The 14,785-nt window shown below is 69.0% G+C and carries 11 protein-coding genes; 4 read left to right on the plus strand and 7 right to left on the minus strand.

The window, feature by feature from the left end; all coding sequences use genetic code 11:
* Positions 1-74: 74 nt before the first annotated feature.
* On the minus strand, positions 75-1,301 hold the full coding sequence (gene hmpA, locus A4F85_RS18700; RefSeq protein WP_063327418.1) for an NO-inducible flavohemoprotein: 1,227 nt from the start codon (positions 1,299-1,301) through the stop codon (positions 75-77).
* A 120-nt stretch (positions 1,302-1,421) separates the two neighbouring features.
* Between hmpA and norR the strand changes: the two genes are divergently transcribed.
* The gene (norR, locus tag A4F85_RS18705; protein ID WP_063327419.1) at positions 1,422-3,005 is read left to right on the plus strand and encodes a nitric oxide reductase transcriptional regulator NorR; all 1,584 of its coding nucleotides are present in this window, start codon (positions 1,422-1,424) and stop codon (positions 3,003-3,005) included.
* Here norR and A4F85_RS18710 read toward each other — a convergent pair.
* The 5 genes from A4F85_RS18710 to A4F85_RS18730 all read right to left on the minus strand — a co-directional run bounded on the left by A4F85_RS18710 (position 2,989) and on the right by A4F85_RS18730 (position 10,732).
* Positions 2,989-3,909, minus strand: a complete 921-nt coding sequence (locus A4F85_RS18710) for a DMT family transporter (protein ID WP_013804422.1) — start codon at positions 3,907-3,909, stop codon at positions 2,989-2,991. The genes norR and A4F85_RS18710 overlap by 17 nt on opposite strands.
* An 88-nt stretch (positions 3,910-3,997) precedes the next feature.
* A complete protein-coding gene (locus A4F85_RS18715; protein ID WP_016446675.1) occupies positions 3,998-4,417 on the minus strand; it encodes an FKBP-type peptidyl-prolyl cis-trans isomerase in 420 nt (139 codons plus the stop codon).
* Positions 4,418-4,450: 33 nt separating this feature from the next.
* Entirely contained in the window at positions 4,451-5,593 is a 1,143-nt protein-coding gene (locus A4F85_RS18720) for a pyridoxal-phosphate-dependent aminotransferase family protein (protein ID WP_012203005.1), read from the minus strand.
* A gap of 100 nt (positions 5,594-5,693) precedes the next feature.
* Positions 5,694-8,987 carry a carboxyl transferase domain-containing protein gene (locus A4F85_RS18725; protein ID WP_063327420.1) on the minus strand — a complete coding sequence of 1,098 codons (3,294 nt, stop codon included), beginning with the start codon at positions 8,985-8,987 and terminating at the stop codon, positions 5,694-5,696.
* Positions 8,988-9,133: 146 nt separating this feature from the next.
* The gene (locus A4F85_RS18730) at positions 9,134-10,732 is read right to left on the minus strand and encodes an AMP-binding protein (protein WP_063327421.1); all 1,599 of its coding nucleotides are present in this window, start codon (positions 10,730-10,732) and stop codon (positions 9,134-9,136) included.
* 159 nt (positions 10,733-10,891) lie between these two features.
* Between A4F85_RS18730 and A4F85_RS18735 the strand changes: the two genes are divergently transcribed.
* Together A4F85_RS18735 and A4F85_RS18740 are read left to right on the plus strand one after the other, a co-directional pair.
* Positions 10,892-11,614 carry a TetR/AcrR family transcriptional regulator gene (locus tag A4F85_RS18735; protein ID WP_063327422.1) on the plus strand — a complete coding sequence of 241 codons (723 nt, stop codon included), beginning with the start codon at positions 10,892-10,894 and terminating at the stop codon, positions 11,612-11,614.
* 26 nt (positions 11,615-11,640) lie between these two features.
* Positions 11,641-12,909: a branched-chain amino acid ABC transporter substrate-binding protein gene (locus tag A4F85_RS18740; RefSeq protein WP_063327423.1), complete on the plus strand. Its 1,269-nt coding sequence runs from the start codon at positions 11,641-11,643 to the stop codon at positions 12,907-12,909.
* A gap of 38 nt (positions 12,910-12,947) precedes the next feature.
* Here A4F85_RS18740 and A4F85_RS18745 read toward each other — a convergent pair whose 3' ends face one another.
* Entirely contained in the window at positions 12,948-13,673 is a 726-nt protein-coding gene (locus tag A4F85_RS18745; protein ID WP_063327424.1) for a YggS family pyridoxal phosphate-dependent enzyme, read from the minus strand.
* A 37-nt stretch (positions 13,674-13,710) separates the two neighbouring features.
* On the opposite strand from A4F85_RS18745, the gene A4F85_RS18750 reads away from it, so the two are divergent.
* Positions 13,711-14,754, plus strand: coding sequence for a type IV pilus twitching motility protein PilT (locus A4F85_RS18750; RefSeq protein ID WP_012202999.1), 1,044 nt, complete (start codon positions 13,711-13,713; stop codon positions 14,752-14,754).
* Positions 14,755-14,785: the final 31 nt, after the last annotated feature.

The following is a 14,785-nucleotide window of genomic DNA, read 5'->3' on the forward strand; positions in this document are numbered from 1 at the left end:
CGATGCACGGCGGGCCAAGGCCCGGCCCCTGCTCCACCACTCAGGCCAGGGGACCCGGGCGGATCGACGGCAACTCAGGCCAACGCCTCCGCCGGCCCAAAGAATTCATAGCGGACCTGCCCTTCCGGCACCCCCAACACCCGCAGCGACTCCTTCACCGACCGCATGAACGGCCGCGGTCCCAGGAAATACACATCGGCATCCACTGAAGGCAGCCACTCACCCAACTGCCGGGCGGTCAGCAGTCCCTGCGCATCGGCCTCATCGCCCTCCTCCACCCGGTCATAGCAGTAGTACCGGCTGAGCTGCGGATGCACTGCGGCCAGCGCATCCACACGTTCACGGAAGGCATGAACACCGCGCTCACGCGCGCAGTGGATGAAGACCACGGGACGCTTGCTGGGCAAGGCCGCATCCAGCATGGGCAGGGTCGGCGTGATGCCCACGCCGCCGCTGATCAGCACCAGCGGACGCTCGCCGGGCTGCAGCGTGAAGTGGCCTGCGGGCGGGAACAGCTGCAGCGTGTCGCCGACGCGGACCCGGTCGTGCAGGAAGCTGGAGACCTTGCCACCTGCCTCGCGCTTGACGCTGATGCGCAGGCTGCGGCCATCGGCGGGCGCGGACAGCGAGTAGTTGCGCCGCTGCTCCTGGCCGTCTACCACCAGGCGCAGGCCGATGTACTGGCCGGGCTGGTGGGCGATCACGGGGCCGCCATCGGCCGGCACCAGGTAGAACGAGGTGATCTCGGCGCTTTCCGCCACCTTGTCCTCGACCACGAAGGCACGCTCGCCGCGCCAGCCGCCTTCGGTCGCCGCCGTGCGGTCATAGGCCTGGCGTTCGGCGCCGATCAGGATGTCGGCCAGCTGCTGGTAGGCGGCGCCCCAGGCATCGATGACCTCGTCGGTGGCGATCTCGGCGCCCAGCACTTCGCGGATGGCGCGCAGCAGGCAGGTGCCGACGATGGGGTAGTGCTCGGGCTGCACCTGCAGCGCAACATGCTTGTTGATGATCTGCGCGGGCAGATCGCCCAGGGCTTCGAGCCGGTCGATGTGCTTGGCATACATCAGCACGCTATAGGCCAGGGCACGCGGCTGGGCACCGCTTTGCTGGTGGGCCATGTTGAACAGGGCGCGCACCTCCGGGTACTCGCCCAGCATGGTCTGGTAGAAGTGGGTGATCAAAGCCTCGCCGCCGGTTTCAAGCAGCGGGACGGTGGATTGGACGATGGCACGTTGGCGGTCGGTCAGCACGGGAAACTCCTTGGGTACGGGGACGGGCATGCCCGGTGCGATGCTGGGCATGCCTTGACAAAGGCAAGTGCCGTGCCAGGGCTGCAGCCCTTTCAGAACAAGGGTTTGGCGTTTCATGCGTCAATATGACCTTCGTCAAAACGAGTCTTTTTGACAGCGATCGCAGTCTTTATGACCACCTCCACCGCCCTGCATGCCCTGACCCCTCTGGTGGCCGACCTGGCCCAGGACCTGCCCGAGCGCGAGCGCTTTCGCCGCCTGCTGGCAGCGCTGCGCGCCGTGCTGCCGGCCGATGCCGCCGCCCTGCTGCGGCTGGAGGGCGAGTGGCTGCGGCCCGTGGCCATCGATGGCCTGGTGCCCGATGCGCTGGGCCGGCGCTTTCGCATTGCCGAGCACCCGCGCTTCGCCCAGCTGCTGGCGGCGGGCCAGGCCATGCGCTTTGCGCCCGACAGCCCGCTGCCCGATCCCTATGACGGCCTGGTGGCCCAGGGCCACGGGCCGCTGGAGGTCCACGACTGCATGGGCTGCGTGCTGCAGACGGGCGGCCTGCCCTGGGGCCTTCTCACGCTGGACGCGCTGGACCCCGGGCGCTTTGCCGACCCGGCCGCGCTGGCGGCGCTGCAGGCCTTCAGCAACCTGGCGGCGGCCACCGTGACCACGGCCGAGCGGCTGCGCCGGTTGGCACGCAGTGCGCGCGCCCTGCCCGCGTCCGGCGCCGCCCCGGGGGGCGATTCATCGCGTCCGCTGATCGGCCAGAGCCCGGCCATGCGCGCGCTGCAAAAGGACATCGCCCTGGTCGCGGCCAGCGACCTCAATGTGCTGATCACGGGCGAGACCGGCACGGGCAAGGAACTGGTGGCCCAGGCCGTGCATGCGCAGTCGGCGCGTGCAGGCCGGGCGCTGGTCAGCATCAACTGCGCGGCCCTGCCCGACAACCTGGTCGAAAGCGAGCTGTTCGGCCATGTGCGCGGCGCCTTCACGGGTGCGCTGTCCGAGCGCAGCGGCAAGTTCGAGCAGGCCGACCAGGGCACGCTGTTCCTGGACGAGGTGGGCGAGCTGTCCCTGCCCGTGCAGGCCAAGCTGCTGCGCGTGCTGCAAAGCGGCCAGCTGCAGCGCCTGGGCTCGGACCGCGAGCACCATGTGGACGTGCGCGTGATCGCCGCCACCAACCGCGACCTGGCCGCCGAGGTGGCGGCGGGCCGCATGCGCGCCGATTTCTTCCACCGCCTGAGCGTCTACCCGCTGCGCGTGCCCGCGCTGCGCGAGCGCGACAGCGACGTGCTGATGCTGGCCGGCTTCTTCCTCGAGGAAAACCGTTCGCGCCTGGGCCTTGGCGGCCTACGCCTGCACCCGGCCGCGCAATCGGCCTTGCTGGCCCAGGACTGGCCCGGCAATGTCCGGGAGCTGGAGCACCTCATCAGCCGCGGCGTGCTGCGGGCGCTGAGCCGTGCGCCCTCCGCCGCTCCAGCCGGTGGCCGGGCTCGCATGGTCACGCTGGGCCAGGCCGATCTCCGGGATGACGCGCAGCCCCCGGCGACGGCCACCCCGTCCCTGACTGTCCCACAGGCCGCATCGCCCGGCGCCAGCCCCCAAGGCCTGCGCGAAGCCGTGGAGAGCTACGAGCGCCATCTGATCGACGCCAGCCTGCAGCGCCACCACGGCAGCTGGGCCGCCGCCGCACGCGAGCTGCAGATGGACCGCGCCAACCTGCAGCGGCTGGCGCGGCGGCTGGGACTGGTCAGGCAGGACGCCTGAGCGACATCAGCCACCCATACCCGCTCACCAGCAACACCCCGGCCAGCACCATCAGTGCCCCGGCCAGGAAGTTGGGCTCGATGGGCTCGCTGAGCAGCCAGGCACCGAAGACCACGCCGAAGATGGGCGTCATGAAGGAGAACACGCCCAGGCGCGAGGCCAGGTATTGCGTGAGCAGCCAGAACCAGACCAGGAAGCTAACGAAGCAGACCAGCACGGACTGGAAGGCCAGGCCGGCCCAGGCCAGCGGCGTGGGCTCGAAGCGGGTCTGGCCCAGCAGGAAGGCGGCGGGCAGCAGCAGCGCAAAGCCGGTGGCCAGTTGGTAGAGCAGGGTCTGCGCGGCGGGCAGCGATGCCAGCCGCGTGGTGCGGATGGCCACCGTGGTGGCGCCCCAGGCCACGCCGGCGGCCAGCGCCAGCAGGTCGCCCAGCAGCATGGCGGCGCCTGCTGCCTTCGAAGGCTTGCCGCCGCCCAGGAAGGCCAGCGCTATGCCGGCAAAGGCCAGTGCGATGCCCAGCCATTGCAGCGGCGCCAGGCGCTCCGAGGGCAGCTTCCAGTGCAGGCCCAGCGCCGCGAACACGGGAGCGGAATACAGGAAGACCACCACATGGGCGGCCGAGGTGTGGTTGATGCTCTCGCCCACCAGCAGGAATTCCAGCGCAAACAGCGTGCCCACGGCCAGGCCCGGGCGCCAGCTGCCGTCGCCCCACTGCACGCGCATGCCGCGCCAGCGCATGAACAGCCACACCAGCACGGCGCCCACGCCCGAGCGCAGCGCGATCTGCAGCGTGGGCGCAATGGCATCGGCCGTGGCCTTGAGCAGGATCTGCTGCAGGCTCCAGATCAAGCACAGCATGAGCATCAGCGCGGCGGCGCGCGCGTCCAGCGGTTTGCGTGAATCCACGGCATATCCCTTTCAACGACCGTAAAAAAGCCGGCCCGCAGGCCGGCTTTGCATCAAGCGGGGGCTGGCCCGGCCAGCGGGCCGGCCATCACTTGATGCCCAGCAGTTCCACCTCGAAATTCAGCGTGGCGTTGGGCGGGATCACGCTGCCCGCGCCACGGCTGCCGTAGGCGATGGAGGGCGGGCAGGTCAGCTTGGCCTTGCCGCCGACCTTCATCTTCTGCACGCCTTCGGTCCAGCAGGGAATCACGCCGGTCAAGGGGAACTCGATGGGCTGGCCGCGCGTGATGGAGCTGTCGAAGTCCTTGCCCGTGTCGGGGAAGTAGCCGCGGTAGTGCACGCGCACCGTGTCGCTGGCCTTGGGGCTGGCGCCCGTGCCTTCCTTGAGGCTTTCATAGACCAGGCCGCTGGCCGTGGTGACGGGCTCGGCCGCATGGGCCGCCACGCCGGTCAGTGCGGCGAGCATCAGGCCGCAGGAGGCGGCCAGGGTGGTGAGGGTCTTGTTCATGAGGGTTCTTTCAATGCAATGTTTGCAGCGGGTTCACGCCTTGGCGGGGACACCAATGTCGTCAAGGGCCTTGGCGATGTGGCCGACGGTGCGGTCCACGTTGTGCCATTTTTCCAGGCCGAACAGGCCGATGCGGAAGGTCTTGAAGTCCGGGCCTTCGTCGCACTGCAGGGGCACGCCCGAGGCGGTCTGCAGGCCGGCCTCCATGAACTTCTTGCCGCTCTGGATGCCAGGGTCGGTGGTGTAGCTGACGACCACGCCGGGGGCCTTCCAGCCTTCGGCCGCCACGCTGGGAAAGCCGCGCGACTCCAGCAGGGCGCGCACCTTGGCGCCCAGGGCGATCTGCTCGTCGCGCACCTTGGCGAAGCCGTAGGCACGCGTCTCCAGCATCACGTCGCGCAGGCGGACCAGGGCGTCGGTGGGCATGGTGGTGTGGTAGGCGTGCTGGCCTTTTTCGTAGCCCTCGGCGATCTGCATCCACTTCTTGAGGTCGCAGGAGAAGCTGGAGCTTTGCGTGTGCTCGATGGCTTCGCGCGCACGCTGCGAGAGCATGACCATGGCGCAGCACGGCGAGCTGCTCCAGCCCTTTTGCGGCGCGCTGATCAGTACGTCCACGCCGGTCTTTTCCATGTCCACCCACATGGCGCCCGAGGCCACGCAGTCCAGCACGAAGAGCGCGCCCACCTCGTGCGCGGCATCGGCCACGGCGCGCAGGTAGCTGTCGCTGAGGATGATGCCGCTGGCCGTCTCCACATGGGGCGCGAACACGACCTTGGGTTTTTCAGTGCGGATGGCGGCGGCCACGTCCTCGGCCGCGCAGGGCGCCCAGGGGTCCTGGCTGCCCGGTCCCTGGCGACGCGCCTTGCAGACCACGGCGCCACCGCCCAGGCCGCCTTCCTCGAAGATCTGGGTCCAGCGGTAGCTGAACCAGCCGTTGCGCACGATGAGCACCTTTTCGCGGTTGGCGAACTGGCGCGCCACGGCCTCCATGCCGAAGGTGCCGCTGCCCGGCACCAGCACGGCCGTGTGGGCGTGGTAGACCTCCTGCAGCGTGGTGAGGATGTCCTGCATCACGCCCGCGAAGCGCTTGGACATGTGGTTGAGCGCGCGGTCGGTGTAGACCACCGAGAATTCGAGCAGGCCGTCGGGATCGATATCGGGCAGAAGTCCGGGCATGGGGAGTCTCCAGAGGCAGCGGGGCCTGCACGGCAGGCCCGCCATCATGTTCGTCGGAAAGGCGGCCAGCTTAGCATGCCGTCCGTGGCGTTTTCAGGGCCTACCAGGTGTCCACGAAGCCGGCTTGGGCAGGCGCAACGCGCGCCCCTGCCAGGCCGCGCGACAGCCAGGCGCGCGTGTCGGCGGGGTCGATGACGGCGTCGATCTCCAGCGTGCCGGCCATGTGCATGGCCTCGCCGTGGGCGTACTGCTGGGCCAGCAGCCGGTCGAACAGGGCGTTGCGTTCGGCGCCCTCGGGCAGGGCCTCCAGTTCCTTGCGAAAGCCCAGGCGCACGGCGCCTTCCAGGCCCATGGCACCGAACTCGCCCGTGGGCCAGGCCACGTTGAACACCGGCGCATGGAAGCTGCCGGCCGTCATGCCCATGGCCCCCAGGCCGTAGCCCTTGCGCAGCACCACGCTGAAATACGGCACGCGCAGCTTGGCCGCCGTGACGAACAGGCGGCTGACATGGCGCACCTGGGCCGTCTTCTCGATCTCGGGGCCGACCATGAAGCCGGGCGTGTCCACCAGGCTCACGATGGGCAGGCCATGGGCATTGCACAGCTGCATGAAGCGCGCGGCCTTGTCGGCCGCATCGGCGTCGATGGCGCCGCCCAGGTGGGAGGGGTTGTTGGCCATCAGCCCCACGGGCCGGCCTTCGATGCGCGCCAGCGCCGTGTGGATGCCTGCGCCAAAGCCCGTGCGCAGCATCAGCAGGCTGCCTTCGTCCACCAGATGAGCCATGGCCGCACGCGTGTCGTAGGCACGCAGCCGGTTCTCGGGCACCACATGGCGCAGGGCGCGCGTGTCGGGCGCGGTCCACTCCGTGGTGCGGCCCTGGAAGAAGGACAGGTAGTGGCGCGCGGCGGCCACGGCTTCGGCCTCGTCCTCGACCAGCACGTCGATCACGCCATTGGCATGCTGCACGCTGCTGGAACCGATCTGCTCGGGCCGGAAGACGCCCAGCCCGCCGCCCTCGATCATGGCCGGCCCTCCCATGCCGATGCAGCTGGCGCGCGTGGCGATGATCACGTCGCTGCAGCCCAGCAAGGCCGCGTTGCCCGCGAAGCAGCGGCCATGGGTGATGCCGATCACGGGCACCTGGCCCGACAGCGCCGCATAGGCCGCAAAGGTGTGCACATGCAGGCCCGCGACCACGGGCGTGTCGGTGTCGCCGGGCCGCCCGCCGCCGCCTTCGGCGAACAGCACCACGGGCAGCTTCTGGGCCAGCGCAATGCCCAGCATGCGGTCGGTCTTGGCATGGTTGCGCGCGCCCTGGGTGCCCGCCAGCACGGTGGCGTCGTAAGACATGACGACGGCGCGCGAGCGCTCCTGGCCGAACTGCGCGCCGTTGATGGAGCCCATGCCCGTGACCATGCCGTCGGCCGGCGTGTTGGCGATCAGGTCGTCCATGCTGCGCCGGCGCGTCTGCGCGGCAATGGCCAGCGCACCGTATTCGATGAAGCTGCCCTCATCGCAAAGATCGGCGATGTTCTCGCGCGCGCTGCGGCTGCCCTGGGCATGGCGTTTGGCCATGGCCTCGGGCCGGGCAGCATCGCGCGTGAAGGCATGGCGGTCGATGACGCGCTGCAGGTCGGCGCGGATGTGGTCCGGGTCCTGGGCGATCTGCTGCGCGCGTGCGCCGGCCTGCACGCCTTCGGCGGCGGCCAGCACCAGCAGGGGTTGGTCCTGGGCCACATAGGCACCAGCCTCGGCCAGCAGTCGGGTGATGGTGCCGGCCTGCGGCGCCAGCAGAACATGCTCCATCTTCATGGCTTCGAGCACGCCCAGCTCGGCGCCTGCAGCCACGGCATCGCCCACGGCCACGCTCCACTGCACGATGCGTGCAGGCATGGGGGCCGTGATGGCGCCTTGGGGGACGGGCGCGCCAGTAGCCTCGGCCGACATCGGCACATCGGCGGCCACAGCCGTGCGGCGCGCGCCTTCGGCCAGCGCCTGGGCGTCCGCCACCAATTCGGGAAGTGCCTCTTCAAGCCAGCGTGTGTGCACGGCCTGCGATGCCATCTCGGGCCGCCGGGCCAGCGCCTGCAGCAGCGGCAGGTTGGTGGCCAGCCCGTCGATGCGGCATTCGTCCAGTGCGCGACGTGCGCGGCGAAGCACGTCTTCAAAGCGCGGCCCGCTGCTGTGCACGATGAGCTTGGCCAGCAGCGTGTCGTAGTGCGGCGAGGGGCTGGCGCCCGCCACTGCATGCGTGTCGATGCGGATGCCGGGCCCGGCCGGCCACTGCAGTGCTCCTATGCGCCCGCTGCCGGGGCGCGACTGGCCTGCGGCATCCAGCGTCTCGGCATTGATGCGCCACTGCATGGCATAGCCGCGCGGCGCGGGCGGTGTCCTGGCATCCAGGCCCAGCTCGCCCAGGTGATCGCCGGCCGCAATGCGGATCTGGGCCTGCACCAGGTCGATGCCGAAGACTTCCTCGGTGATGGTGTGCTCCACCTGCAGGCGCGGGTTGGCCTCGATGAAGACATAGGGCAGGGAGTCGGAGGCGGCATCGACCAGGAATTCGAAGGTGCCCAGGCTCTCGTAGCCGATCTCGGCGGCCATGCGCAGCGCGTCGCGCGTGATGCGCTCGCGCAGCGGCTGCGCCAGGCAGGGGCTGGGCGCGATCTCGACCAGCTTCTGGAAGCGCCGCTGCAGCGTGCATTCCCGTTCGCCCAGCGCGATGGGGCCTGCGCCGCCGTCGCCCAGGATCTGCACCTCGATATGGCGTGCGCCCGTCATCAGCCGCTCCACATAGACGCCGTCCACGCCGAAGGCGGCGCGCGCCTCGCTGCGGCAGCGCTCATAGGCGGCAGGCAGGTCCTCGGCGCGCGCCACGGCACGCATGCCGCGCCCGCCGCCGCCGCCGATGGCCTTGACCATGATGCCGCTGGCGCCCCCGGCCTGCTGCGCCTCGAAGAAGGCCTGGGCCTGTTCCAGCGTGACAGCCTCGCTGCTGCCCGGCATCAGCGGCACGCCGCAGCGGCGTGCCAGATCGCGCGCGCGGGCCTTGTCGCCCAGCAGCGCCAGATGGGCGGGTGCAGGGCCGATGAAGCGCAGTCCCGCATCGGCGCAGGCCTGCGCAAAGCCCGCGTTCTCGCTGAGAAAGCCGTAGCCCGGATGGATGCCGTCGCAGCCGTGCTCGCGCGCAATGCGCAGCAGGTGGGCGCCGTCCAGGTAGGCCGAGGGACCGCTGGCGTCCAGGGGCACGGCTGCATCGGCAGCGGATACATGGGGCGCCTGCGCATCGTCTGCGGCAAAGACGGCCAGGCTCGGCACATCCAGCTCGCGCAGCGCACGCACGATGCGCAGCGCGATCTCGCCGCGGTTGGCAATCAGGATCTTCTGGAACATGGGTAAAAGGTCCGGTATCAATGGTCAACAGCGTTTGCAACTGGCGCCCTCAAATGCAAGGGGCACCGAGGAAGGGCCGCCCCGCACCGAAGGTGTCGTCCCCCTCCACCGCGAAGCGGGTAGAGAGGGGGAAGGCGCGAAGCGACTCAGGGGGTGTCTTTCAACATCCTGCGCAGCACTTTGCCCGCGCCGGTGGCGGGCAGCGCCTCGATGAAACGCACCTCGCGCGGCGCCTTGTAGCTGGCCATGTTCTCGCGCGACCACTGCACCAGGTCCTCGGCCGCGATCTGCTGGCCCGGCCGCGTGACGATGAAGGCGCGCACGACCTCGCCCTTTTGCGGGTCGGGCACACCGATCACGGCGGCCTGGGCCACGGCCGGATGCTTGATGAGGATGGCTTCCACCTCCTCGGGGAAGACGCTGTAGCCAGAGACCTTGATCATTTCCTTGAAGCGGCCGATGAAGGTCAGGTAGCCATCGGCGTCGATGCGGCCCATGTCGCCCGTGTGCACCCAGCCGTTCTTCAGGGTCCTGGCCGTGGCCTCGGGCTTGTTCCAGTAGCCCTTGAAGTTGCCGGGGCCGCGGATGGTGATCTCGCCCACTTCGCCTGCCGGCAGCGGCTCGCCGGTCTCGGGGTCGATGATGCGCACCTCGTTGCCGGGCAGCGGCTTGCCGTGCGTGCCCCAGCGGATGGCGTCGCCCGGCATGGAGGTGTCCATGGTGTGGGTCTCGCTCAGGCCATAGGCCGCCTCGCTGGAGATGCAGTTCGGGGTGAAGCGCTTCCACTGCCGCGCCAGCTCCTCGGTGTAGGCAATGCCGAAGCTGGTCACCGTGTTGCGGCGCAGCGCGGAAAAGTCCATGGTCTCCACGCCCGGCAGCTGCATCACGGCCACGTTCATGGGCGCGATGCTGTACCACCAGGTCACGCGGTAGCGCTCCAGCGCCTGGGCCACGGCCAGCGGGTCGAAGCGGTGCAGCAGCACGCAGGTGGCGCCGCTGTGCACGGGCATGTTCACGCCCATGGACATGCCGGCAATGTGATAGAGCGGCGCCACGGCCAGCAGCATGTCCCCGGCGTTCACGCCCGTGGCGCTGGAGGCGCCGGCCGTCTTGCTGGCCGCGTTGCCGTAGCTGAGCATGGCGCCCTTGGGCAGGCCCGTGGTGCCCGAGGTATAGGTCATCAGCGAGACATCGTCCATGGCGACATCGACGGGCACGGGCTTGGCGCCGCTGTGCATGACATCCCAGAACGATTCCACGCCCTCGGGCAGCGGCTGCACGGGGACCTGCAGTTCGGGCGGCAGCGCCAGCGTGGCCGATTCAGGAAGCCAGTCGCCATAACGCACGGCCAGCACATGCCTGAGCGCCGTGCTGGCGCGCACCTTGTCCACCACGGGCAGCAGCACATCGGCCGCGACGATCACGCGGGCCTTGGGGTCATCGAGCTGGTACTGCAGCTCATGCTCCTTGTTCAGCGGCCCGCAGGGGCAGACGATGGCGCCGACCTTCTGGATGCCGTAGTGCGCCACGATGTACTGCGGGCAGTTGTTCATGAACAGCGCCACGGGCTCGCCCCGGCCCACGCCCAGCGCCTGCAGCCGCGCGGCAAAGGCGTCGCTGGCCGCATCCACCTCGGCCCAGCTGATGTGGCGGCCATACCAGATGTAGGCGTCGCGGCCGGGGTGGTTGCGCGCATTGCGGCGCAGGGCCTCATGCAGGGGAATGAGGGTCTCGGAATCCGCCATGCTTGTCTCCTGGGTGTCTGGCCATCCCGGAACCAGTCCTAAGGGATAGCCTTGATTTGTTTTGGGGTCCAGCGGCTTGCCAATATATACCCGCTGGTAGAACATTGCTACCCATCGGTATAACCATCGCAGCCACCGACGCGACACGATATTTCCCGCATGCCCAAGCCCCCTGTCACCCCGCGCGGCCGCCAGCGCCTTCCCACGGCTGGCTCCGATGAAAAGCGCGAACGCATCCTCAAGGCGGCCGAGGCCCTGTTCGACCGCAACGGCTACGCCAACACCACGATGGAGCAGATCGTCCAGGCCCTGGGCGTGACCAAGCCCTTCGTCTACTACTACTTTCGCAACAAGCAGGAGATCTTCGAGACCCTGTGCTGGGCGCCCACCGAGGCCTGCTTCACGGTGCTGGACTTCGCGGCCGACGATCCGCGCGCCGCGCACGAGAAGGCCGTGGACGGCCTGCAGCGCCTGATTGCGGCCACCATTGCCCACTATCCGGCGGCCTTCTTTCCCTACCGCGAGCCCCAGGCCTTCAGCCCTGCGTACATGAAGGCCTCGCGCACGCTGGCGCGCCAGTTCTACCGCCAGTTCTGCGCGCTGCTCGAAGATGGCCGCGCCAGCGGCCATCTCGATTTCCGCGAGACACGCATCACCGCCCAGGCCGCCTGCAGCCTGCCGGGCTTTCTCTACAACTGGTACCGCCCCGGCGGCCGCCTGGGCACGGCCGAGATGGTGGCCGAGCTGACCGAGCTGGCCAGCCGCGTGCTGGGCCTGCGCACGGCGCCAGCCACCGCGCCCGAAGCCATTGCCGCATCCCCCGCGAAAAAGACGCCTGCACGGCGCAGCCGGCCCCGCGCCGAGCCGCCCGGCAAGGACTGACGACCATTCCTTCGAGGAGACAAGACATGCCCGTACGCCGCTTTTCCCGGCCATCCATCGTTCTCGCCGCCGCCCTGCTGTGCGCCACGGCCGCCCACGCCCAGGGCGGCGAGACCTTCAAGATCGCCTTCATCGACCCGCTGTCCGGCCCCTTCGTCAGCACGGGCGAGCTGATGCGCGACCACGTGCAGTACGCGGTCGAGGATGTGAACGCCAAGGGCGGGCTGTTCAACGGCGCGAAGCTGCAGCTGCTGCAGTTCGACAGCAAGCTCTCGGCCCAGGAAAGCCAGGCCGCGCTGCAGGCGGCCATCGACCAGGGCGCGCGCGTGGTGGTGACGGGAGGATCGGGCTCTTCGGTGGTGGCGGCCCTGGTGCAGGCGGCATCGCGCCACAACCAGCGCAATCCGGGCAAGGAGGTGCTGGTGCTCAACCACTCCTCCATCGACCCCGAGCTGACGGGCAAGGCCTGCAGCTTCTGGCACTTCATGTTCGATGCCAACACCGCCATGCGCATGCAGGCGATTGCCAGCTACATCAAGACCCAGCCGGGCATCCGCAAGGTCTACCTGCTCAACCAGGACTACGCCCACGGCAAGCAGTGGGCGGCCTACGGGCGCCAGATGGTGAGCGCGGCCCGGCCCGACATCCAGTTCACGGGCGAGATGCTCCACCCCATAGGCCGGGTCAAGGACTTCGCGCCCTATGTGGCCAAGATCAAGGAAACGGGCGCGGACTCGGTGATCACGGGCAACTGGGGCCAGGACCTGACCCTGCTGCTCAAGTCGGCCGCCGACTCGGGCTATGACCTGCGCTACTTCAACCACAGCGCGGGCGGCATGCCGGGCACGGTGACATCCTTCGCCCAGACCCGCATCGGCCAGCTGACCTGGGTGGCCGAATGGCACCCGGGCCAGACCGGCCGCCCGCTGGCCGACGCCCGCGCCCAGGAATACAAGGCCCGCATGGGCAAGGACTTCCTGGCACCGCGCATGGACCTGGTGCCGCGCATGCTGGCCGCCGCCATGGCCAAGGCACAGTCCACCGAACCCGTGAAGATCGCGCTGGCCATGGAGGATTTGCAGATGGACACCGTGGTCGGCCCCGTGCGCATGCGCGGCAAGGACCACCAGCTGCTGCTGCCCCAGGTGGTCAACACCATCGCGCCCGTGGACGGCAAGCTGGTCAAGGCCGGTTGGGAAGGCACGAACTACGGCTTTCGCACCGATGCCGTCTACACGCCCGAGCAGGTGGAATTGCCCACGGACTGCCAGATGAAGCGCCCTGGCGGGCGCTGAGGCGGCCTGCCCCGCCAGCCAAGCCAGCTACGCCTCGCTCAATGCGGGGCGTAGTTTCGTTGGCCAAAGATGCCGCTGCCCACGCGCACCATCGTGCTGCCTGCGGCCACGGCCGCTTCCAGGTCGCCGGTCATTCCCATGGAAACCGTGTCGAAGCGCTCCAGCCCCGGCAGGCCGCTGGCGCGGATCTGTTCGAAGACGGCGGTGGCGCGGGCATGCACCTCGCGCTGGGCCTCGAAGCCCGCCGCATCGTCGGGAATGCTCATCACGCCGCGCAGCGCCAGGCGCGGCAGCTGCACGATGGCGGCGGCCAGCTCCAGCGCCTGCTGCGGCGCCACGCCGGCCTTGGTCTCGCCGCCATCCACGTTCAGCTGGATGCAGACCTGCAGCGGCGCCAGGCCCTCGGGGCGCTGGGCCGACAGGCGCTCGGCGATCTTCAGGCGGTCCACGGTCTGGGCCCAATCGAAATGCTCGGCCACCAGGCGCGTCTTGTTGCTCTGTATGGGGCCTATGCAATGCCATTGCAGGGCCTCGCCGCCCGGCAGGCCCATGGCGCGCACGGCGGCGATCTTTTCCACGCCCTCCTGGATGTAGTTCTCGCCGAAGCTGCGCTCGCCGGCCAGCACGGCCTCGCGCACGGCGTCGGCGCCGAAGGTCTTGGAGACGGACAGCAATTGCACCGAGCCGGACGCCCTGCCCGCCTGCGCGCAGGCCGAGGCAATCCGTTCGTGAATCTGTTGAAGCTTGTTTTCAATCGTCGTCATAATTGCCGCCAGCGTACCAAACGAGGGAGCGAACTCCGTGGACATCACCCAATTGCTGGCATTCAGCGTCAAGAACAAGGCCTCCGACCTGCACCTGTCCGCGGGGCTGCCGCCGATGATCCGTGTGCACGGCGATGTGCGCCGCATCAATGTCGATCCGCTGGACCACAAGACGGTCCACGCCATGGTCTACGACATCATGAGCGACTCCCAGCGCAAGGCCTACGAGGAGTTCCTGGAGGTGGACTTCTCGTTCGAGATCGAGGGCCTGGCGCGCTTTCGTGTCAACGCCTTCAACCAGTACCGGGGCGCGGCCGCCGTCTTCCGGACCATTCCCAGCAAGATCCTGACGCTGGAGCAGCTCAACGCGCCGCGCATCTTCGGCGACCTGGCCCTGAAGCCGCGCGGCCTGGTGCTGGTGACCGGCCCCACGGGCTCGGGCAAGTCCACCACGCTGGCCGGCATGGTCAACCACCTCAACGAGACCGAGTACGGGCACATCCTGACGGTGGAGGACCCCATCGAATTCGTGCACGACTCCAAGAAGTGCCTGATCAACCAGCGCGAAGTCGGGCCGATGACGCAGTCGTTCTCGGCCGCACTGCGCTCGGCGCTGCGCGAGGACCCGGACGCCATCCTGGTGGGCGAAATGCGTGACCTGGAAACCATCCGCCTGGCCATGACCGCGGCCGAGACGGGCCACCTGGTCTTCGGCACCCTGCACACCTCCAGCGCCGCCAAGACCATCGACCGCATCATCGACGTCTTCCCCGCCGAGGAAAAGGAGATGGTGCGCGCCATGCTCTCCGAATCGCTGCAGGCCGTGATCTCGCAGACGCTGTGCAAGACCAAGGACGGCCAGGGCCGCATCGCCGCCCACGAAATCATGCTGGGCACCAGCGCCATCCGCAACCTGATCCGCGAGGCCAAGGTGGCCCAGATGTACTCCACCATCCAGACGAGTCAGAATGTGGGCATGCAGACGCTGGACCAGAACCTGACCGATCTGGTGCGGCGCAACCTGATCAGCCCCGCGGAAGCCCGCGCCAAGGCCAAGATACCGGACAACTTCCCGGGCTGACCGCCACCCGCCCAGCCTCTCGCCACGCGCC

Source organism: Delftia sp. GW456-R20, assembly GCF_001622915.1.
In the GTDB taxonomy this organism is placed as follows: domain Bacteria; phylum Pseudomonadota; class Gammaproteobacteria; order Burkholderiales; family Burkholderiaceae_C; genus Comamonas; species Comamonas acidovorans.

Coding starts and splice junctions, on each gene's coding strand:
- A4F85_RS18720 (WP_012203005.1), bottom strand. CDS start 5,593: ATGCCCGGACTTCTGCCCGATATCGATCCCGACGGCCTGCTCGAATTC.
- A4F85_RS18715 (WP_016446675.1), bottom strand. CDS start 4,417: ATGAACAAGACCCTCACCACCCTGGCCGCCTCCTGCGGCCTGATGCTC.
- A4F85_RS18725 (WP_063327420.1), bottom strand. CDS start 8,987: ATGTTCCAGAAGATCCTGATTGCCAACCGCGGCGAGATCGCGCTGCGC.
- A4F85_RS18745 (WP_063327424.1), bottom strand. CDS start 13,673: ATGACGACGATTGAAAACAAGCTTCAACAGATTCACGAACGGATTGCC.
- norR (WP_063327419.1), top strand. CDS start 1,422: ATGACCACCTCCACCGCCCTGCATGCCCTGACCCCTCTGGTGGCCGAC.
- hmpA (WP_063327418.1), bottom strand. CDS start 1,301: ATGCCCAGCATCGCACCGGGCATGCCCGTCCCCGTACCCAAGGAGTTT.
- A4F85_RS18730 (WP_063327421.1), bottom strand. CDS start 10,732: ATGGCGGATTCCGAGACCCTCATTCCCCTGCATGAGGCCCTGCGCCGC.
- A4F85_RS18740 (WP_063327423.1), top strand. CDS start 11,641: ATGCCCGTACGCCGCTTTTCCCGGCCATCCATCGTTCTCGCCGCCGCC.
- A4F85_RS18735 (WP_063327422.1), top strand. CDS start 10,892: ATGCCCAAGCCCCCTGTCACCCCGCGCGGCCGCCAGCGCCTTCCCACG.